Annotated in this window: 28 protein-coding genes, 1 pseudogene and 1 other annotated feature; of the genes and pseudogenes, 12 read left to right on the top strand and 17 right to left on the bottom strand. The window is 35.8% G+C overall.

All coding sequences use genetic code 11. The features are described 5' to 3' along the window. Positions 1-92 precede the first annotated feature (92 nt). The 6 genes from MKY07_RS08905 to MKY07_RS08880 all read left to right on the top strand — a co-directional run bounded on the left by MKY07_RS08905 (position 93) and on the right by MKY07_RS08880 (position 4,067). Positions 93-653 carry a TetR/AcrR family transcriptional regulator gene (locus MKY07_RS08905; protein WP_339264476.1) on the top strand — a complete coding sequence of 187 codons (561 nt, stop codon included), beginning with the start codon at positions 93-95 and terminating at the stop codon, positions 651-653. Positions 654-665: 12 nt separating this feature from the next. Beyond that, on the top strand, positions 666-1,004 hold the full coding sequence (locus tag MKY07_RS08900; protein WP_014823929.1) for a multidrug efflux SMR transporter: 339 nt from the start codon (positions 666-668) through the stop codon (positions 1,002-1,004). After that, positions 1,004-1,318 (top strand): multidrug efflux SMR transporter, encoded by a 315-nt coding sequence (locus MKY07_RS08895; protein WP_014823930.1) that lies wholly within the window; start codon positions 1,004-1,006, stop codon positions 1,316-1,318. Before MKY07_RS08900 ends, MKY07_RS08895 begins: the two co-directional genes overlap by 1 nt. An 83-nt stretch (positions 1,319-1,401) precedes the next feature. Then, positions 1,402-2,373 carry a TDT family transporter gene (locus tag MKY07_RS08890; RefSeq protein WP_339264474.1) on the top strand — a complete coding sequence of 324 codons (972 nt, stop codon included), beginning with the start codon at positions 1,402-1,404 and terminating at the stop codon, positions 2,371-2,373. A gap of 64 nt (positions 2,374-2,437) precedes the next feature. Then, positions 2,438-3,010: a YdcF family protein gene (locus tag MKY07_RS08885; RefSeq protein WP_339264473.1), complete on the top strand. Its 573-nt coding sequence runs from the start codon at positions 2,438-2,440 to the stop codon at positions 3,008-3,010. Between the two features lie 61 nt (positions 3,011-3,071). Further along, positions 3,072-4,067: an LLM class flavin-dependent oxidoreductase gene (locus MKY07_RS08880; RefSeq protein WP_008407136.1), complete on the top strand. Its 996-nt coding sequence runs from the start codon at positions 3,072-3,074 to the stop codon at positions 4,065-4,067. A gap of 182 nt (positions 4,068-4,249) precedes the next feature. On the opposite strand, the gene MKY07_RS08875 is transcribed toward MKY07_RS08880, so the two are convergent. Then, a complete protein-coding gene (locus tag MKY07_RS08875; protein WP_339264472.1) occupies positions 4,250-5,839 on the bottom strand; it encodes a 2-isopropylmalate synthase in 1,590 nt (529 codons plus the stop codon). A 74-nt stretch (positions 5,840-5,913) separates the two neighbouring features. Continuing rightward, positions 5,914-6,147, bottom strand: a binding site (T-box leader). A 131-nt stretch (positions 6,148-6,278) separates the two neighbouring features. Then, the gene (gene guaC / locus MKY07_RS08870) at positions 6,279-7,259 is read right to left on the bottom strand and encodes a GMP reductase (RefSeq protein WP_039967217.1); all 981 of its coding nucleotides are present in this window, start codon (positions 7,257-7,259) and stop codon (positions 6,279-6,281) included. 358 nt (positions 7,260-7,617) lie between these two features. Between guaC and MKY07_RS08865 the strand changes: the two genes are divergently transcribed. After that, the gene (locus MKY07_RS08865; RefSeq protein WP_339264471.1) at positions 7,618-8,418 is read left to right on the top strand and encodes a class I SAM-dependent methyltransferase; all 801 of its coding nucleotides are present in this window, start codon (positions 7,618-7,620) and stop codon (positions 8,416-8,418) included. 101 nt (positions 8,419-8,519) lie between these two features. Here MKY07_RS08865 and MKY07_RS08860 read toward each other — a convergent pair whose 3' ends face one another. The 3 genes from MKY07_RS08860 to MKY07_RS08850 form a co-directional block, all read right to left on the bottom strand. Next, positions 8,520-8,933: a peptidylprolyl isomerase gene (locus MKY07_RS08860; RefSeq protein WP_339264470.1), complete on the bottom strand. Its 414-nt coding sequence runs from the start codon at positions 8,931-8,933 to the stop codon at positions 8,520-8,522. Between the two features lie 62 nt (positions 8,934-8,995). Then, positions 8,996-9,280 (bottom strand): hypothetical protein, encoded by a 285-nt coding sequence (locus MKY07_RS08855; RefSeq protein ID WP_339264469.1) that lies wholly within the window; start codon positions 9,278-9,280, stop codon positions 8,996-8,998. Between the two features lie 51 nt (positions 9,281-9,331). Beyond that, complete coding sequence (locus MKY07_RS08850; RefSeq protein WP_065216017.1) at positions 9,332-9,622, bottom strand: hypothetical protein; 291 nt, start codon at positions 9,620-9,622, stop codon at positions 9,332-9,334. A 105-nt stretch (positions 9,623-9,727) separates the two neighbouring features. Here MKY07_RS08850 and sspO point away from each other — a divergent pair, with 105 nt between their 5' ends. Beyond that, complete coding sequence (gene sspO, locus MKY07_RS08845; RefSeq protein ID WP_339264467.1) at positions 9,728-9,928, top strand: small acid-soluble spore protein O; 201 nt, start codon at positions 9,728-9,730, stop codon at positions 9,926-9,928. 85 nt (positions 9,929-10,013) lie between these two features. Here sspO and MKY07_RS08840 read toward each other — a convergent pair whose 3' ends face one another. After that, positions 10,014-10,247, bottom strand: a complete 234-nt coding sequence (locus MKY07_RS08840; protein WP_014823939.1) for a hypothetical protein — start codon at positions 10,245-10,247, stop codon at positions 10,014-10,016. A gap of 366 nt (positions 10,248-10,613) precedes the next feature. Here MKY07_RS08840 and MKY07_RS08835 point away from each other — a divergent pair, with 366 nt between their 5' ends. Together MKY07_RS08835 and MKY07_RS08830 are read left to right on the top strand one after the other, a co-directional pair. Beyond that, positions 10,614-10,937, top strand: coding sequence for a PadR family transcriptional regulator (locus tag MKY07_RS08835; protein ID WP_339264466.1), 324 nt, complete (start codon positions 10,614-10,616; stop codon positions 10,935-10,937). After that, positions 10,924-11,526 carry a DUF2812 domain-containing protein gene (locus tag MKY07_RS08830; RefSeq protein ID WP_339264465.1) on the top strand — a complete coding sequence of 201 codons (603 nt, stop codon included), beginning with the start codon at positions 10,924-10,926 and terminating at the stop codon, positions 11,524-11,526. The genes MKY07_RS08835 and MKY07_RS08830 overlap by 14 nt, the downstream gene beginning before the upstream one ends. Before the next feature lie 114 nt (positions 11,527-11,640). Here MKY07_RS08830 and MKY07_RS08825 read toward each other — a convergent pair whose 3' ends face one another. The 3 genes from MKY07_RS08825 to MKY07_RS08815 form a co-directional block, all read right to left on the bottom strand. Further along, positions 11,641-12,066, bottom strand: a complete 426-nt coding sequence (locus tag MKY07_RS08825) for a cytidine deaminase (protein WP_339264464.1) — start codon at positions 12,064-12,066, stop codon at positions 11,641-11,643. Positions 12,067-12,325: 259 nt separating this feature from the next. Beyond that, a complete protein-coding gene (locus tag MKY07_RS08820; RefSeq protein WP_339264462.1) occupies positions 12,326-13,102 on the bottom strand; it encodes a class I SAM-dependent methyltransferase in 777 nt (258 codons plus the stop codon). An 83-nt stretch (positions 13,103-13,185) separates the two neighbouring features. After that, positions 13,186-13,692 (bottom strand): GNAT family N-acetyltransferase, encoded by a 507-nt coding sequence (locus MKY07_RS08815; protein ID WP_014823944.1) that lies wholly within the window; start codon positions 13,690-13,692, stop codon positions 13,186-13,188. Positions 13,693-13,891: 199 nt separating this feature from the next. Between MKY07_RS08815 and MKY07_RS08810 the strand changes: the two genes are divergently transcribed. After that, positions 13,892-14,101: a hypothetical protein gene (locus MKY07_RS08810; RefSeq protein WP_008407147.1), complete on the top strand. Its 210-nt coding sequence runs from the start codon at positions 13,892-13,894 to the stop codon at positions 14,099-14,101. An 85-nt stretch (positions 14,102-14,186) separates the two neighbouring features. Here MKY07_RS08810 and MKY07_RS08805 read toward each other — a convergent pair whose 3' ends face one another. From MKY07_RS08805 to MKY07_RS08780, 6 genes are all read right to left on the bottom strand, one after another. Then, positions 14,187-14,468 (bottom strand): hypothetical protein, encoded by a 282-nt coding sequence (locus MKY07_RS08805; RefSeq protein WP_014823945.1) that lies wholly within the window; start codon positions 14,466-14,468, stop codon positions 14,187-14,189. 369 nt (positions 14,469-14,837) lie between these two features. Beyond that, positions 14,838-15,632 carry an aminoglycoside phosphotransferase APH(3') gene (locus MKY07_RS08800; RefSeq protein ID WP_014823947.1) on the bottom strand — a complete coding sequence of 265 codons (795 nt, stop codon included), beginning with the start codon at positions 15,630-15,632 and terminating at the stop codon, positions 14,838-14,840. Positions 15,633-15,747: 115 nt separating this feature from the next. Next, positions 15,748-16,269 carry an AAA family ATPase gene (locus MKY07_RS08795; protein WP_232504563.1) on the bottom strand — a complete coding sequence of 174 codons (522 nt, stop codon included), beginning with the start codon at positions 16,267-16,269 and terminating at the stop codon, positions 15,748-15,750. A 33-nt stretch (positions 16,270-16,302) separates the two neighbouring features. Beyond that, the gene (locus MKY07_RS08790) at positions 16,303-16,737 is read right to left on the bottom strand and encodes a hypothetical protein (RefSeq protein ID WP_339264461.1); all 435 of its coding nucleotides are present in this window, start codon (positions 16,735-16,737) and stop codon (positions 16,303-16,305) included. Positions 16,738-16,790: 53 nt separating this feature from the next. Beyond that, the gene (locus MKY07_RS08785; RefSeq protein WP_339264460.1) at positions 16,791-17,339 is read right to left on the bottom strand and encodes a class I SAM-dependent methyltransferase; all 549 of its coding nucleotides are present in this window, start codon (positions 17,337-17,339) and stop codon (positions 16,791-16,793) included. Next, positions 17,323-17,487 carry a hypothetical protein gene (locus tag MKY07_RS08780; RefSeq protein ID WP_339264459.1) on the bottom strand — a complete coding sequence of 55 codons (165 nt, stop codon included), beginning with the start codon at positions 17,485-17,487 and terminating at the stop codon, positions 17,323-17,325. Before MKY07_RS08780 ends, MKY07_RS08785 begins: the two co-directional genes overlap by 17 nt. A 708-nt stretch (positions 17,488-18,195) precedes the next feature. On the opposite strand from MKY07_RS08780, the gene MKY07_RS08775 reads away from it, so the two are divergent. Further along, a complete protein-coding gene (locus MKY07_RS08775; protein WP_014823952.1) occupies positions 18,196-18,381 on the top strand; it encodes a DUF4017 family protein in 186 nt (61 codons plus the stop codon). 57 nt (positions 18,382-18,438) lie between these two features. Here MKY07_RS08775 and MKY07_RS08770 read toward each other — a convergent pair whose 3' ends face one another. Then, a complete protein-coding gene (locus MKY07_RS08770) occupies positions 18,439-18,561 on the bottom strand; it encodes a hypothetical protein (protein ID WP_014823953.1) in 123 nt (40 codons plus the stop codon). A gap of 199 nt (positions 18,562-18,760) precedes the next feature. After that, a pseudogene (locus MKY07_RS08765) lies at positions 18,761-19,192 on the bottom strand (DUF4279 domain-containing protein).

The raw sequence follows: 19,192 nt of genomic DNA, 5'->3' as shown, positions 1-19,192 counted from the left end.
CTCACCTCTTTTAATCCACTGTAATCCAACTCGTTTGCAATCGCAAATAATTTTTGTTATCCTTACCTTACGAACGTCAGGAAGGTGAACATGTGACAAAAGAGAAAATTATACAGGCCGCTCTGCTTAATTTCAGCGAACACGGATACAGCGGTGGATCGTTGGCCCAAATCGCAGAAGAAGTAGGAATACGTAAACAATCCATCTATACGTATTTTAAAAGTAAAGATGCCCTTTACTTAACGATTTCGAAACAGGCAATGGAGGCTGAGCTGTTGTTTGCAAAAGAATTTATCGCTAAACACCAACAACTTCCTGTCGAGAAAGTATTGCTGCCATTTCTGCAGTCTTTTCAGGAGCGCTTTGAAACTATAGCCGAAACTAAATTTTTCATGCGCTCGATTTTCTTAATGCCCCAGCATTTGGAGCAACAGTTAAGTGAGCAAACGTATATTTATTTGGACGAATTGGAAAGGCTTTTCACGGATTATTTAAAAGCACAAACACTTTCCGTTTCGGCGAACGATGCAGCAATCGGTTTTTTGGCGTTACTTGATAGTCTTTATGTCGAAATGCTTTATGGTGGCAGTGAACGTTGCGAAAAGCGGCTGCAGGCTGGATGGACAATATTTTACAGAGGAATTAAGAGCTGAGGTGTACACATCATGACAAAATACTGGATACTCGTCCTATTGGCAGGCATCATTGAGATTGTTTGGGCAATGGGACTGAAATATGCAAACTCATTGTGGCTATGGGTCGGTGTTGCCGCATTGATCGTTTTATCGTTTTATATTTTAATCATCGCAACGGAGAAATTGCCGGTTGCTACCGTTTATGCGGTCTTTACTGGGATCGGTACTGCCGGTACGGTCATTGCGGAAACGGTTATTTTCAATGAGCCGTTCAGCTTAACGAAAATCGGCTTTATTGGATTATTATTAATCGGCGTCATTGGACTTAAATTGATTTCAAATGAACCAGAAGAAACGAGGGATGCATAATGGCTTGGGTCTATTTAATTTTTGCCGGACTTTTTGAAGTCGGTGGCGTCATCGGGATGAATAAAGTTGCCCAGAAAAAGTCACTTGGCTCCTATGCGTTTCTAATCGGTTCCTTTATTTTTAGTTTTTCGCTCCTTTCAATGGCGATGAAAGAATTGCCGATGGGGGTTGCCTATGCTGTATGGACAGGAATTGGTACGGTTGGCGGTACCCTTGTCGGAATGTTCCTCTATCATGAATCAAAAGACTGGAAACGAATTCTGTTTATTTCGTTTATTATTATTGCGGTTGTCGGATTAAAAATTACGCAGTAGAATAGAGGTACTAGAGGCAATGTGTACATTTTATGAATATTTTCATAGATTGTGCACATTGTTGTTATATTTTGGAGGCCATTATGAGAAATTTATTTCAAGTAGTCCCAATTCCGATCAGTGGGCTGATGCTCGGATTGGTTTCATTGGGCAATTTATTTTTAAGTATGGGCCAAACCGCTTTCGGTCATGTCTGTTTTTTTATAGGAATCTTTTTATTTCTATTAATCATTGGCAAACTAATCTTTGCGTTTTCCAGTATCCTTACAGAAATGCAAAACCCGATCATTGCATCGGTATCCCCCACTTTTACGATGGGGACTTTATCAATAAGCAGCGGGTTGCACTATTACGGTGTACATGAGTTCGTTATACATATGATCTGGATTTTGGCTGCGACGACTCAAGTGTTTATTATTTTTTATTTTGTTCGAACATTTATTTGGAAAAAACGGATCACGATTTCCGATATTTATCCAAGCTGGCTAATCATGTTTGTCGGGACAGCTGTTATGCCCTTAACGGCGAGTGATCTTTCAGGAATCTTCACAAAAGCCATCGTGATTTTTGCGGTATGTGCCTTAATTGTTTTAGTGCCGATTCTTATTTTGCGCGGTTTTGTAAGAAAGGATTTGCCGGAGCCGACGATCCCGATGCTAACAATTTTAACCGCGCCCGCTTCGATTAGTTTAGCCGCTTACTTCCAGCAGTTTGAAAGTCGATTCGGTATTGTTTTGACATTATTCATCGTCGCGCAAATCTTGTATCTTTTAGTATTGTCGAAATTACCCAGCGCATTGCAGCTTCCCTTTTATCCGAGCTATGCGGCCTTTACATTCCCATTAGTCATTTCTGCTACAGCAACTAATGGTGTCATTCATTATTTTGAACAAAATGGGTTGTCGACGAATTGGCTTGAAACGTATTTTTATTTTCAGTTAACATTCTCGGCAATTATTGTATTTTACGTTTTAATCCGCTATATCAATTACTTATCTATACAAGTGCGACAACAGCGCAGAGTCATTCGAAAAGAAAAAGAGGCAATTTCATAATTGTTCCGCAATAGCGAAACATTCCCCCTTTATGCACCGTATACTATATAAAGGGGGGATTTTTTTGAAAAGAATTATTTTTGCACTATTATTTATTCTAATTATACTCGTGTTAATTTTCTACTGGCTCGACCATGAAATGAATGCTGTGTTAAAAAATGAGGCAGATGGTTCAAATGAATATGTTGTCATTTTAGGAGCAAAAGTGAAACCAGGCGGCATCCCTTCCCAGTCTTTAAAAAACCGTTTAGATGCGGCAGTGGATTATTTGAAAAGATATCCCACTGTAAAAGCGATTGTTACAGGTGGCCAGGGTGCTGATGAGGATTGTACGGAAGCGTCGGTCATGGCTGACTATTTAATCAAACATGGGGTTGCTGAAAATAGAATCTCACTGGAAGATCAGTCTACAACGACTTATGAAAATCTGTTATTCACAAAAAAACTATTGCCCGATAATACCGCGAGCATCACGATTATTTCAAATGATTTTCACTTGAAACGTGCATCAATTCTTGCCCGCAAGCTCGGTTTAAAGGCGGATGTCGTAGCAGCCCCTACCCCGAAAGTCATCAATACAAAATCCCGTATTCGCGAACGTCTTGCGATCATTAAAGCCTATACGAGAGGCCAATAATTTTACATTTCGGGTCCAATTCGTTATCGTAAACTGTAACGAACAGTTGAGGTGAATTTCGATGAAACTTAGTATATTAGATCAAGTACCCATTTCAAAAGGCATGACATCAACAGAAGCACTTGCTAATGCAGTGAAGCTTGCCCAACTTGGTGATGAGCAAGGTTATGAACGAATCTGGTTTGCAGAACACCATAACACGACTTCCCTTGCCAGCTCTGCTCCTGAAGTAACCGCTGCTTATATAGCTGCGAAAACAGAACGCATCCGTGTCGGAACGGGCGGCATTATGATGATGCATTATTCTCCATTTAAAGTGGCAGAAGTATTTAAAACATTGGCAGCACTGGCACCAGGACGTATTGATTTCGGTGCAGGCCGTGCTCCTGGCGGGGATATGCCGGCAATGACCGCACTTGCCAGTGGACGCAGACCCGATCTGACAGAACAATATGATAAACTTGAAGTCATTTTACGTTTAATGAATGAACAGCGTACTGGTGAAGCTGTTTATGATAATGTCGTAGCAGTTCCATTTAAAGTTCAGCTACCGCAAAGCTGGCTGCTTGGATCAAGCGGACAAAGCGCGAAAAAAGCCGGTGAAGCCGGTGTTGGCTATTCATTTGCCCAGTTCTTCAATGGACAAATGTCAAAAGGAATTTTTGATGCGTACCGCAACAGTTTCCAGCCATCATACTTTATGGAACAACCGCAAATTATTACAACTTATGCTATCAGTGTAGCCGAGACGGCGGAAGAAGCGGAATACTTATCGATGCCGATGCAAATTACCCGCCTGAACTTAATGCGCGGTAAGCTACTAAGCGTACTTTCTCCTGAAGAAGCAAATGACTATCCGCTAACTGAGATGGATAAAATGATTTTGGAGCAAAACCGTCCGCTTATGCTGATCGGTTCTGCTGAGGATGTTGCAAATCAGATTCGAGAAGAACAGGCCTATTATGGCTTTGATGAAGCAATGATCAACTGTAACTTATATACGATCGATCAACGTCTGAACAGCTACCGTCTTTTAATGGAACAGTTTAATAAATAATAATAGTTTAATAAGGTAGTGCCATTTAAAATTTCAAGTGGCACTGCCTTTTTCTTTTACATATAGTCAGTTGGTATTGCAGTCTAAGAATAATAATCAATTAAAAAGCAGTCCAAACTTTACTTGTCGTAAAATTCGAACTGCCTCTAATTTTTAAATCCTTTTCACTTTTACCTGTTTAATTAAACTGTAGCTGTCGTCGTAACTGGTTGCGGGGCGATTTTTGCTACGATGACGCTGTTTACCGCATTAATGTAAGCCATTGCAGAAGCTTTTAAAATATCAGTATCTGCTGCTTTTGCGATATAGTTTTCCCCGCCATATTCGATAATGATTTTAACTTTCCCTAATGCTTCTTGGCCGCGTGATACGGAGCTGATATTGTACTCAACAAGCTTTACCTTGATTCCAGTAACATCCGCAATAGCTGAGTAAAGGGCATCGATCGGACCGGAGCCGACCGCACTTGATTTGAAAATATCTTCTCCGCGGCGGATTTTTACGCTGGCAGACGGGAAAGCAGCGTTTGAAATAATCTGTAAATCTTCAATATCATAAAACTGGTCAGAGTATGATTCTTTATTCGGATTGTTCTTTTCTGTTTTTTCATAGTAGTTTTCAACGATGACATATAAATCATGATTGTAAACTTCTTTTTTCGAATCAGCCAGCTTTAGGAAGCTTTCAAAAATGCCTTCAAACTCTTCTTCCGCAAAATCATCAAAGCCTAATTTAGACAGTGCATTTTTTACTGCATGACGACCAGAGCGTGCTGTTAATACAAGTTCCATATCATCAAGGCCTACATCTTCCGGATGAACGATTTCATAAGCATCACGTGATTTCAGTAAGCCATCCTGGTGAATACCTGATGAATGGGCGAAAGCATTGTCACCTGTAATCGCTTTGTTTACTTGGACATCCAGTCCCATAAAGCTCGACACTAAGCGAGATGTATTCATTATTTCCTTTGTATTAATATCTGTGAACACATCGTAAACGTCCCCACGTGTTTTAATTGCCATAACCACTTCTTCTAATGCCGCGTTTCCGGCACGTTCACCAATACCGTTCATTGTCACTTCTACTTTATCTGCACCGTTTTTGATCGCTGCTAATGTATTGGCAGTAGCCATCCCTAAATCGTTGTGGCAGTGAACTGAAAGCAGCACAGAATCATCCAGGTTTTTCATTCGATCATTCAGCTTGGCAATCATTTCACCCCATTGTTCCGGCTCTGCGTACCCGACTGTATCCGGTACGTTAATCATCGTAGCTCCGGCCTTCATAACCGCTTCAATCGTTTTCCAAAGGTATTCAAAATCAGAGCGGGATGCATCCTCTGTTGAATATTGTACTTGCGGCAGTAACTTTTTCGCATATTTCACTGCGTCTACACCGATTTGCAGAATCTGGTCTTTCGATTTACTGAACTTTTTCTCTACATGAATATCGGATGTCCCTAGAACCATATGAATCATCGGATTATTTGCATATTTGACTGCATTGTAAACAGAATCAATGTCATCTTTTACAGCACGAGCAAGTGCCGTAATCATCATATTGGAATTATGGCCGACCTTTTGCGCCACAGCTTTTACTGCATCAAAATCACCTTGTGAAGACGCTGGGAATCCGGCTTCAATAATATCAACACCGAGCTTTTTTAACTGCTGGGCAATTTCCACTTTTTCATATAAATTCAGTTTAGCCCCAGGCACTTGCTCACCATCACGTAATGTTGTATCAAAAACCCAAATTTTTCTGCTCATTTTCATTTCCCCTTTTCTTCTCAAATTGATTTTTAAACAGTAAATAAAAAAAAACTCGCCTCTATGAAAAATTCCATAGAGACGAGGTTAAACTCGCGGTACCACTCTAAATTGAATGTCCATTGCTGAAACATTCCACTTAACGACAAATCATTTGCCAGTCTTTTAACGGAGACTTCCGACTTCCCTACTCTAATTTCAGGTCGTAGCTCATGGACGAGTTCAACAGTTGTATCTGCCAGTTTGCACCACCCACTGGCTCTCTAAAAGTATACAAGCTATTTACTACTTCCAATCATTGCCTAGATATTACCTTGAAATGAAGTTTACCGGCAATGAAATAAAATGTCAACCTTTATTATCAGAAAATTTAAATTTCAATTCAGCGTAATGAAGTTGAAATCCGCCAGGGCTAACTTCTTTTGCGCAATAAAATAAGTTAAATTTTATCGCCGTTGAAAATTGAATTTTTTACTATTGCATAATCAACGTTACGAATCGCAGATAATGTTTTACCACCTGCATATGAAATTGATGACTGCAGATCTTGTTCCATTTCAGTTAACGTATCGAAAATCGAACCTTTTGAGTCAACGTACATTTTTTTGCCTTCTACGTTTTTGCGCTCACCTTTTTGGAATTCCGATGCAGAACCGAAGTATTCTTTCACTTGTTTGCCGTCAATTTCCACTGTTTGACCCGGTGATTCTTCATGACCTGCAAAAAGTGAACCGATCATTACCATTGATGCCCCAAAACGCACTGATTTTGCAATGTCGCCATGTGTACGAATACCGCCGTCCGCGATAATCGGTTTTGAAGCCGCTTTTGCACACCAGCGAAGTGCCGCTAACTGCCAGCCACCTGTACCAAAGCCAGTTTTAATTTTCGTAATACATACTTTACCTGGACCAATCCCAACTTTTGTCGCATCAGCTCCAGCATTTTCAAGGTCACGAACTGCTTCCGGTGTACCGACATTTCCTGCAATCACAAAGCTGTTTGGTAAATGTTTTTTAATATGGCCGATCATTTCGATGACTTGGTTTGAATGACCATGTGCGATATCGATCGTAATATAGTCCGGTACAAGCTGAGCATCTTTCAGTTCTTCGATAAATGTATATTCCTCATCTTTTACACCAACAGAAATTGAGGCAATATATCCTTTACTTTGCATATCGCGAATAAATTGCGCACGCTTTTCAGGCTGGAAACGGTGCATAATATAGAAATAGCCTTGTGCAGCTAATTTTTCTGCTAATTGCTCATCAATAATTGTTTGCATATTTGCCGGAACTACCGGAAGTTTAAATGTATGATTTCCCAAAGTAACGGTTGCATCGCATTCTGTACGACTTTTCACTATGCATTTTGCAGGGATTAATTGAATATCTTCATAATCAAAAACTGTATCTATCATTTCACTACACTCCTAAATACGAACATTTTTCGTGTTTTTTATAATAATCATTCGACATCTGTTACTTTACAAAACAATGAAAACGTTGTCAACCATAAAACGAATATTTTATTTTAATTTTACATAAACGTTCGGTTTTTAAGAGAATTTAATAAAATATTCCGTTGTAAACCCCTTAAATATTAATTTTGCCCTTATTTTTAAATAACTATTGTCCACTGACTCATCATAATGTTTTAATAGAATTATTGAAAAGGAGTCGATGAATTGATGTTAGAGAAATGGTTGAACGTTCAGAAATAATATTGAGCCAAAAATTGTGCTCAATAATCAATCATTATTGGAGCTGAAAACATTGGAACATTTATTAAAGTGCATGAAAATCATCGGAGACGATACAATCCAACGTACACAATTAACACATCGTATTGAACTGGTAAAAACCTTTCAAGTAAAAAAAGGCATGAAGGTACTGGAAATCGGGTGCGGTCAGGGAGATACTACAGTAGTACTGGCGGATGCCGTCGGAGAAACAGGACATATTGTTGCAATCGATATCGCATCTCCGGAATACGGTGCACCAATTACATTAGGCGAAGCAGCGGAAACTATTTCACAATCGCCTTTAGGACAGCGAATCGACTTCCACTTTGAAACGGACTTTTTGCAAATGGCGTTCGATGAAAAATTTGATGTTATCGTTCTATCCCATTGTTCATGGTATTTCGAAAGTATCGAACTGTTGAAAAATTATTTACAAAAAATCAAGCAAGTCGCTGACCGGATCTGTTTTGCTGAGTGGGACATCGATTATACATTGGAGTCCCAGCGTGCCCATTTTTGCGCAGCCAATATTGCATTGCTTTATACAGCTTTTACAGAAAATGATGGGAATATCCAGAATCTCTTTCATAAAACGCAAATAAAGAAACTTATGCATAGTGAAGGCTTTTTAATCACCTTAGAACAAACAGTCGATGCCAGCTATTTACAGGACGGGCTTTGGGAAGTCGACTATAGCAATTATTTGTTAAATGAATTCCCGGAGGTTCCCACAAAAATTCAGTCATTAATTCATAGTTATGCCTATTTAATGAATGAGCAAGCAAAGCCTCCCCTATCACTGAATAGTTTTGTACTGTGTGCTGATTTGTAAAATTAATGGTTATACAAACTCAAAAAACAGTTTTCCTTTATGATAGGAAAACTGTTTTTTCATCGTTATAGATCTTAAGCAAAAAATTACAAATAAATATTTTATAAAATCGTCATACCTCCATCAAAAGGCGCATTTTCCCCGTTAACTAGCACATTAATTGTATCATGTTCTGAATCCTCACCATGTAATTGATAAACATACTGTTTTAACTCAGTATTACCACGATTGGTTGTATTAAATTTTATATTTAATATATTCTCTGTCACTTCAAGTTCAACTGAAACTTCTTCCGTTGAGTGAAAAACAATGTAGGTGTTTTTTTCTCCACTAGTAATCATTTGCAGGGTAGAATCAGAGTTGATGACATCTTGTACTTTGCTAGGAACACTCTCCAACTCACTAATGCTCAACTGTGAAGAATTACAAGCTGCTAAAAGGATGCCAGCAACTAACATTAAAGTAAATAACCTTTTCAAATACATTCCCTCGTTTCTTAGTAAACGCCCATTCATTTAACCACCTGGCTGTAAGATCGCGCTAAACCTCATAAAAGCAATATGCAACAATAAGTAATTTATTTCTTACGCTTTCGTTCTAAAAGGATAGGTGCAATATTGAGAAAGATTGAAACAATCGTCAAAAACCATAATGCCCTTTCCATAGTGGGTACTACATCTTCTAACGCTGCCCAATCTTTCACTTCCACCCAATCCGCTACAAGACTGTATTCTGCACAAAGTGTTAATGCTGTAAATGATAACCCTATTGCCATCGCAAGTTTGTAATCTTTACCTGTCATATACATATACAGATTTATAAAAGTTGCTACTATTGCAATAATACCTATTGCTAACCACATTATGATGCCTCCATAATTCATAATAGTAATTCTCTCTTCAATTAAAAATTATTATGGTTCGCTAATTCCCATGGCTAATAATAAAAGAAATGCAACAGCTAAAACGGCCAGATTTGCGATGATTCCTATCAACCCGATTAATAATTTGCTCATGCGCCCCTTCGATATCCATGACGAGAATCCAGCAGTTATAAGACCAATAAATGATAAAACGGTTAACACCGTAATGATACGATAAATATCAGCTTCCGGTCCTCGTACAGAAAAGAAATAAACAATACTAACGATTACCGGTAATTGAGAAAAAACCCCTAGAGTTACCCCAACCTTTCCTTTATTCAAATAAATTCCCCCCAATAGCTGGCTTTGTTTGTTAAACAATTTTACGAAGACTATTATTTTAAAATTTTAAATATATGATGCAGCGTTGTTGTACGTTTAACTGAAATGCATATTCATGACATCACGGGGCAAACTAACATCATGGAGGTGTATATAGTGAGTAATAACAATAAAAGCACTCGCAGCACTAGTGATGAGCAAGCAGTACGAAAGAATTTATCAAAGGAGCTTGATCACGAACTTGCAAACGAACCCTTGACAGCTGCAGAGAGACTGAACAATAAGAAAACGAAAAAGCGGCAATAGCAGCATGCCCCCCATTTAAAGTAAATTTAAGTTGGGGGCTAATTGATGTTTACAATAAAAAAGTTTTACTAATAAAAATCACACGTCATAAGTCACCACGTTCATCTATACTATCCCGCTTCTTTTTATCGCCAAAATATTTCCAAAGATGGTATGTAGACCAAAATAATGTTGGAAAAATAAGAATTGAAAGTGTTGAAACATACGATTTTTCAAGAACATTCTTAGGGGTAAAATAAACGTATAAGACCATAGTGATTAGGAATGGCATCAATAGAATCCAGTAACGTCTGTCTTTAAAAGTATTAAAACTCCCCATATTCCCCCTCCTTCCTCAACATGTGATGATTCAAATAACCTGCCCGTTAGGTTTAACATTCGGTATCTCTTTTAATTTCTCATCTTGCGCTTACCAGAATAATACCATATTTTTTGTAGAATTCCTTTAGATACCAAATGTATCCTTGAAAAGGATGCATTTCTCCCCATTCTTTTCCTGTCCAGATTATAGTTCGTTTCGCAAACTTTAAATCTTAACTACAACTACCTTTCACCAGTTCCGATGCTTGTTCATTGAAGCACATGCACATCTTTGATTTATCCATATATACAGTTGAAATGTATAGTTTGACTGTATATAATAACATTAAGTTTAACTGTATTTTTGTTTGCAAGGAGCGCTGTAATGAAAAGACATAAGCTATTACCATTAACAGAAACAATGCACTATATATTACTTGCGTTGAGAAGTCCATTGCATGGATACGCAATTATGCAAGAGGTCGAAACGATGAGTAATGGAGAAGTACGGATTGCTGCCGGTACTCTGTATGGTGCAATTGAAAATTTATTGAAGTACAACTGGATTATTCTCGTTCCTTCAGACGACCCGCGAAGAAAAGTTTATCGTATTACAGATGAAGGCTTAGAGATTTTAGAAATTGAAAAAAGACGTTTCATACATATTCTTTCACTTTACGAGGGAGGGTTTAATGATGAGAAGGCTTAAATTATTTTCAAATGCTCAAAAAGAAGAACAGTGGTTAAACATGATGCTTCAAAAAGGATGGCAATTAAATCGTGTAAATGCCTTTAATCTGTACACATTTGAAAAAACATCAAACAAAGAACAAATTTTCCGATTAGATTGCCAATCATTCGAATCTGAACAAAAATTTCAGGAATACAAAACATTTTTTGAGGATTTTGGCTGGGTGCATGTAGGAGGCTCACGTTTCTCGACTTTACAGTATTGGATAAACCCAACAAATAAAGACGATTCCCTCTTTTCCGATCATTCCTCAATAAAGTATTATTTTCAGCGTCTTAGCAAAATCTACGGTGCATACGCATGCTTCGCCCTTTTTATTACATTTTGCGTATTCCAAAACTCAGCGCAATTTACTAGTCTTAAAGATGCTTATTATACACCAGGGTTGTGGGATAAAAATGGCTTTGACTTCTGGAGTGCCTTTTTTTTCGAGACACCTTTCGCCATTACAAGATTCGGCTCGCCATGGCTAATGCTAATTTTCGGCTTAGTTTCTTTAAATATGTACTTTAAATACAAAAAGGAAATCGCTAAATCGATTGGATAGGACATTAGGAAATGTTTCATTGTAGCTACTAACTGCAAAACGACGTAAAGAGGAAATCCAACGCATGGGCTTCCTCAAACTTTTTATACCTGATTTATAAAAAAGGTAATATAACTATCGTTTTTGCCAATGATCGACCATTTCATCATAATATGTATCTGTCCAATGGTAAGGTTGCAGTTCCTCTAATGTTTTAAAAATAATAGCTTCAGTATCATTTGAAATCGCGCATTGCACTTGAGGACCCCAGTAAAACAAGCGTTCTTGACAGATTCCACAAGGCGAAAGTACTTTTAACGGTGAATATTCATCTTCCCGTGCTAAGCAAATACTATGTGTTATTTTTTTATTAAATTTATGTGCTTCTAAAATGGCACCTGTTTCCATACAAAGAGCTGTTGCATCATTAATCACTTCCGGTGCCACACTTATATAAATCGTACCATCTTCTACACGAACTGCTGCTGCACCACCCCAACCTTTCGGGTATCTTGCTTCCACTAAAGTTCTAACAGCATTAGATAATTCTATCTCGATCACTTTTCCCACACCCCTAAATTAAATTCAGTATCCTTCAACATTATTTTAGCAAAGACTTAATATCTGGGTACTTTTTCACAAAAAAAGATTAGCTACTCTTTCTTTTGAAGAGCTTAGACTTCAAGTAATGCAAGTTCGTGTATGATTGGGTGTATCGGATGGTTGAAGGTTAAGCTGATTTACTTTAGGAAAAACAATAACAGAGCGTACAACTTTATAGATTAACGCTCTGTTATTTTAAGTAATTTTTCAAAAGATATTATTTTACAGCTTTCCAAATTGTCCAACGATCTTTTTCCACTATATTTTCTTCATTTGTAATGGCTTTATCTATATAAGAAATCAATGCACTTAAATCGTTATCATCTAATTCGTGCAAAATACTTCTTCCTGTTCTCTCACCCAGGTCGTTTAATAATTCCTCTTTATTTTTATGAACTTTTCTTGTTTCCCAAAGCTTAACTTCTTGAATCTCTTTAAACCCAACATCCGAAAGTGTTTTTAATACAAATTCGCTATCGTATCTGCGCTTTGTCTCTTTCTCGATCAATTGTGGGAATCGCTCAAAGAAATATCCTCTAATATGATGTTCATTCCCTTTTAATAAGCAGTCTTCAGGTGTACGATCTTGAACAATATATATTCCTTTGTTTTCCAATAATCGATAGGCCTCTTCAAAACAATTCTGCAAATCATTGATATGGTGTATTAACGCTTTTTCAAGAATTAGGTTATAATTATTACTTTCTAAGCCGGTATTCAGCGCATTACCTTGCTTAAATGATATATTCGGATATTCTTTGCAATTCTCCCTCGCACCTTTAAGTATTTCTTCGGAAAAATCAACCCCTGTGACAGAAGCTACTTCCATTTCAGCTAATGCCTTTGAATAAATACCCCCACCACATCCTATATCCAACGCCTTAGTGATATTATCCAACGGTACCAAGTCCGTTATTACATTAACCCATGAATCATCTGCTTTTCTAGTTGTATAAGTATTACGGCTTTTTTCATTATGAAAATCAATCCCCATAGTAGATCCTCCCCGTACTATCCTAAATTTACTTAATTTTATAATATACGCTTTTCCAATAACCGAATTAATAGAAGAAATTCTTATTTTTTTATCAATTTCTGATATTTACTATGTCCATCCGTAACACCAATAAATTCAAACCCATTGTCTACATAAAAATTATTTAATTTAACATTAGCCGCAATACAATCTAGCTTAAGCAATTGCTTATCACTCACATATTCTTGTATCCATTTTAAAATACTTTTACCAATACCTTTATTCATATAAGCAGGAACTATTGCAAGTCTATGCAAATAAAGCGAGGATAAAGTAGTGTCATTCCCCCATAATTGTTTATCCCATTCACTTTGTTTCGATGATAATGAAAAAGTTGCGATTATCTCCTTATCCTTCAATACGATGTATGTTTCTTGATTGACTATAGCTTGCTTGATTTCTTCATCATCACCCCCGTCCAATAAATACTGCCATTGATTTATATCGTGCTCCTTCATCCATTGTGCTAACTGCTTTAACATTTTGATTATTACGCTACTATCTTCAATTGCTGCAATTTTGACTTCGAAACCTTCAACATTAACCATGCCTTTTTTAACTCCTCATAAATAATTTTTTTCACAGTATTAAATTCTACAAAACACTACTATAAACCTGCCTTACCGATCTTCTCAACGCAGTACTTCGCTAGGTTTGTTCCAAAACCCGTATACAGGATTAATTACTCTTATTTTATAATTTACTCGAAAATGTTAAAATTGAATTATAAGAAAGGAGAAGGGTTCCTTGAATAAAAATAAATTTAATATGGCTATTGCAATAGTTGGAAGCATTCTTATTCTAACTATTGGCGGTGTACTGTTTAACCAAATTTATAAGAATCATCAGGCAAATGAGCTTATTATTGAGAAGTGCTTTGAAAACTTCGATAAAGTAGATGAAGTGGTGATAAAGAAGGATGGATTTTGGTCTCCAGTAATTTGCGTAAAAAAATAGCATAAAAAGAAATTATTTAAAATCTTTTTATGCAATCCATTACATATTGTCTTTTAGGTCTTTAAATAGTGGAAAAAGCTGTTTGCTACTGTTTCCTTTTCCGCTCTAAAAATATCGGTGCTATATTTAATAATATAGAAACAATTGTTAAAAACCATAGCACCTTCTCAAAATTGGGTACTTCCCATAAAGCTGGCCAATTTTCGTTTTTAACCCACTCCGAAACTAGACTGTATTCTGTACAAAGGGTCAACGCTGTAAATGATAACCCAATGGCCATCGCAAGTTTGTAATCTTTACCTTTTATAAACCTATACAGGTTTATAAAAGTTGCTACGATTGCAATAAGACCTATTAATAACCACATCATGATGCCTCCAAATCATTATTCTTTCATTTCTAATATAGACATGAATTGTAAGTACATGGTTCCATCTTCTCCCTTAATTTGTTATCCTGTTAACTCAAGGAGTTAGAAAACTATAGATGTGGAAATAATTATAAATATAGTTAAGCAAGCACTCCAAACACAGCCTAAAATTTTTTGATTATGTATATTTTTCCCTTGATGTAATTTTTCTAAGAGCTGAACCAAATTAGTAAACCATAAAATCGAGAACAATATAGCCCCTACCAGATATAAAATTTCCAAATTAACACCTCCCTTTACGATAGACTAACTTAGCGTTTATCCTGATAGTAATCTCCAATTTGAAGAGTCTTTTCAAACATTTACTTAGAAGAACTCATATAAACCGTTTACAAAATAATCGTACTCATTATCATCAATGATTTTGCCCCCATAGCCCTCAAAGAATATTTGTTTATCTATCTCATCTTCAAAAGCATTGGGTTTCGGACGAATAGCTAAAGATACGTCATATCTTGGGTCTCCGTATGCACCACCACCCCAGTCTATTACGCCTGTAATTACTCCGTTCTTGACTAAAACATTATCGATCGTAAAATCTCCGTGTATGAGTGTTTGAGGGCATTCTTTCGGTTTAAAAGATTTAATTTTTCCCAATAATTCTAAAGTACAACCCACATGATATTTTTTAAAATTAAGTTCTGCCTGGCATAGCTTCTCATCTAACCAAGGACGTTCACTTATTAGTTCAGAAGGACAAGGTGTTGAATGAATTTGCCGCAAAATATTACCAAAGTTATATATTATTTCGTGTCGTTTTCCCTTACTTTTTTCGTTATATAAAGCGGCTCTAACAGTTTCCCCTTCTAGAAACTCAATAAGAGCCCAAGATTCCTTTTCGGATACTTGTTCAACGAAACTCTTCACCTTTGGGATAGGTAATTTTGTTTTTTGAGTCAAACAGTTAAGTACTGTCACCTCTCGATTTAGTAAAGCACAATTTAACTCTCCCATTGTCCTCTTGAGTGCATAGATCTCTTGATTATTTTCGATTAAACCAACATTGGAACTATGTCCTTGTCGCGGGAAACTTATGGAATTAATCTTGTTAACGTATTCCTGTATTTCTCTTGGAATCTCTTCAATTCGAATTGGCAGCAATAGTACACCTCCTCTAGTAATCTCTTAAAAGCCGATTTTCACCCACTTGAGCTTAAATGGAAAATACGCATTTCTTATTAAAAAATGCGCTCAATAATAGTAGATATACTTTTGTTTAAAGAAGATTTAACTTTCCTTTTATATGTTGAATAATTTCATCGATACTTTTTTTTTCAGTATCTATATACTCTCCAAATTCGTATTGATTGTAGGCAGCTAAGCATTTATCGGTTTGTTGAAAACACCAGTTGCCTTCTTCCTCTCCACGTTCTCTTAACCTTTCGTATATTGTCTCTTTACTTGCATTGAGACAAAAATGATAGGTTTGTTTATCAATACTTTTAAACCCATTGTAAATATAGTGAAAGTATTCTATTTCCCTGATCGTCATTGGCACGATTAAATTGAGTTCATATTTAGTAATCAACTTCTTTCCCATATCAACCGTTAACTCTTTCCATAAATCTAAATCTTGAAAGTCTCCTGTAGCGGATTCTGTCCTTTTTATATCAATCGGAATAACATTTCTTAACATATAGCCTATTTCTTCAGGATCATATAACATACTATTTTCAATTTCGTTCAGGAGCTGATTTGCTATTGTAGTTTTGCCTACACCAAATGCTCCATTTATCATTATAATCAAAATACCATCTCTCCTGTTGTCCAGTTAACCTTCGACAAGACTATCCAATGCTTGTTGTATTTCTTTTTCGAAGAGTACATTATCTGAATTTAAATTTCCTCCATGTACATAAAATATTAATATATTTTGTTTTTCAAATTGACTGTACGAAACTAAATTCATAGAAGCCGTCTTTTCAACAAATACTCTCTTACCATCCTCACGATCAGCTGCTGTGTCGAATTCATAAATAAAAACCAACTTTTCTTTTAACTGATATGCCCCTGGCTTCACCCCTTTTAATTTAGAACCAAATATGTCTTCTTCTTCTGGGGTATGTATTTCGACTAAATTCATTTTATTTCTTTGAAACGCCTCTACTACTTCTGCTTCAACAATATAAGCTCTACTAGTTACAGATTGACACGCTGCTAAGAAGAACACTAAACATAAACTACCTATCTTCTTCAGTTCATTCACCCACCCTAATAAAATTGTAGGTCACTTCTATAAATCCGTAATTTAATCTGGAGTTATACTTTTTTAAAAGTGCATACAATAAAATCCTCAAGACCAAATTCATCGTGATTTAAATTATTGTGCTGCATATCACGTATCTCAATTTCTTGGAATTCCGAAAAAAGGATCTGTAACTTTTCTTTGGAATATCCCAAACCACCGTATAAAGTTCGATCCATATAATATTGTTTATCGGATAGCGATGATCCACCGTACTTTCCGTTTTCTTTAAATGCACTAATTGAAAAATAACCATTATTCTTTAAATATTTGTTGATAAATTGAATGTAAGATACTCTTCGATGTGGTGATAGGTGATGAAAACAACCGGAATCATATATGTAATCAAACTCTTGTAATTCCAGATTTAAATTAAAGATATTCTCACAAACAAATTGAATTTTTACACTATTGACCTCTGCTTGCTCTTTTGCCCAATCAATTGCTCGTTGAGATATATCTACAGCGGTTACAGTACAACCTTTTTGAGCTAAATAAATCGCGTTTCGCCCATTCCCACAGCCAATTTCAAGTACCTTACGAGGCTTAATAATTTGTTTCAAAATTTTTAACCAAATGTTCGTCAGGTCTATCACAAAAAAATGGGACATTTTTTTCTTTATCTTTATAAAATGTATTCCAAAATTCTGTTGGCTCTCTCAACAAAGAATCTAGTAATTCATATAAATCTTCATTATTTTTAATTAACATCTAACCCCTCCTTATTTAATATCAATTGTAATATAAAGGAATTAATTCGTTATTACATTATATTTAAAGTACCATTAAATTTCTTTATCTACCGTTGGGGAAAGTTCCTAAATCATTGTATTAAATGGGCCTAGTATTCCTCTGAAATGAATAAAACGGTTAGGAGATAGTAACATATAGTAATGGATAAAAAATGCTTATAAAGCAATTAAAGAATGTTTAATTCAGAGGATAAAAATAGTATTATTACATATATTACAAATATTACATGAATAAATCATACCTAAACCTTTGTATGATGACTTTCCTTGAAGGTATTGTCTGCTCACTATCGCGTTGTTTCGTATGTTAGCCAGCCATTTGTAAATGGAAGATTACTTTTTTGGAATCAAAAAAATAAAGGGTACTCAAGTTACAAGTAATTGACCTATATCCATTACTCTTTAATTTTTCACTAACATATCTAACCTTATCCTTATTCGTAAAACTTGATGCAATATAAAATTTCATGTCTTTCCTCCGATTAAAATCCAGAAAAATTCATTGTGAAAAAAGAATGTACAAAATGGATTCTTCTTTTTTGTTTTTATGTTTGGGTTTATAAAAAGACTGTTTTCGTAAAGTCTGCAGTTTATGCGTAGTAGAATTACCTTGGTAAGTTCTGTAAAATAAGTATATAACAAATGTTTAAAGGAGTTGAATGAATAAATGAAAAAAATAATGGTTCCATTATTAGTTTATTTAATTGTTTGTATAATTGCTGTTATGCTACCTGCTTCTGATGGATACAATACGATAGGTTGGAAATTGCTAATCGGCCAAATATACGCATTTCCCGTCTTAATCATTGCCTTTTTAATCTCTTTCTTTCTGCATAGAAGACTTTCACATTAATATGAAATAATAAATGAACAGTAAATACTGTTCATTTTTTGATGCATCGCTACATTTTTATTTCAATATTAATGGTATTATGTCAGTTTTATTGTCCCATTTAATAATCGCTTCTACCTCTGATCCATTTACTAAATTAGAACATCCTTTTAATAATGAAAACATACCATTTTCATCCAATGAAATAGTACCCCCTCCATTATCAAGAGAAAGTTCTAATTCCTCAGGCATTGGCTCAGTGCCAAAATATCTTATATAACTATAGTTGCTAAACACTTTCCTGTTAAAGCAATTCTGCTCGGAAATATTGCCAAAGCATCGTTTGACAATAAAATAAAAATAAGACCCTTGAGTAATTGGTATTTTTAAAGTAAAGTTGTTATTCTTCAGGGTCACTAAAAGGATATACATACATATCAATACCAATGGATGCATTGATAGCAGATGCAAACCTACTAAACTCAGGGGAGATTACTAATCCTGGTGTATAACCATTTATCATTGTTATCACTAATTGAATTTGTATATTCAAATTCAATTCTTCTTTTAATCGGTTAATTGTAACTGTTTTGTACTGGAAAACATTTAAAATGGGAAGTAAAACATCATCTGTATCAAGTGTTTCTAATGTTTCCGTTTCGAATTGTCACGATGTAAATGAACGCGTACGTACATCATTTATTCTTTCACCCATCCGATATATTGTTGTTGGCTGTACACCTAACATATCTGTTATTACTTCAACAGGAAAATCGTCAACATCATCCTTACCAGTAAAACTAATGTATGCATATAAACTTGTTTTCTCCAT

This window comes from Solibacillus sp. FSL W7-1472 (assembly GCF_037969775.1).
Lineage (GTDB): Bacteria > Bacillota > Bacilli > Bacillales_A > Planococcaceae > Solibacillus > Solibacillus silvestris.
Note: the sequence above shows the minus strand (reverse complement) of the source record. Positions and strands in the feature narration are given on the sequence as shown.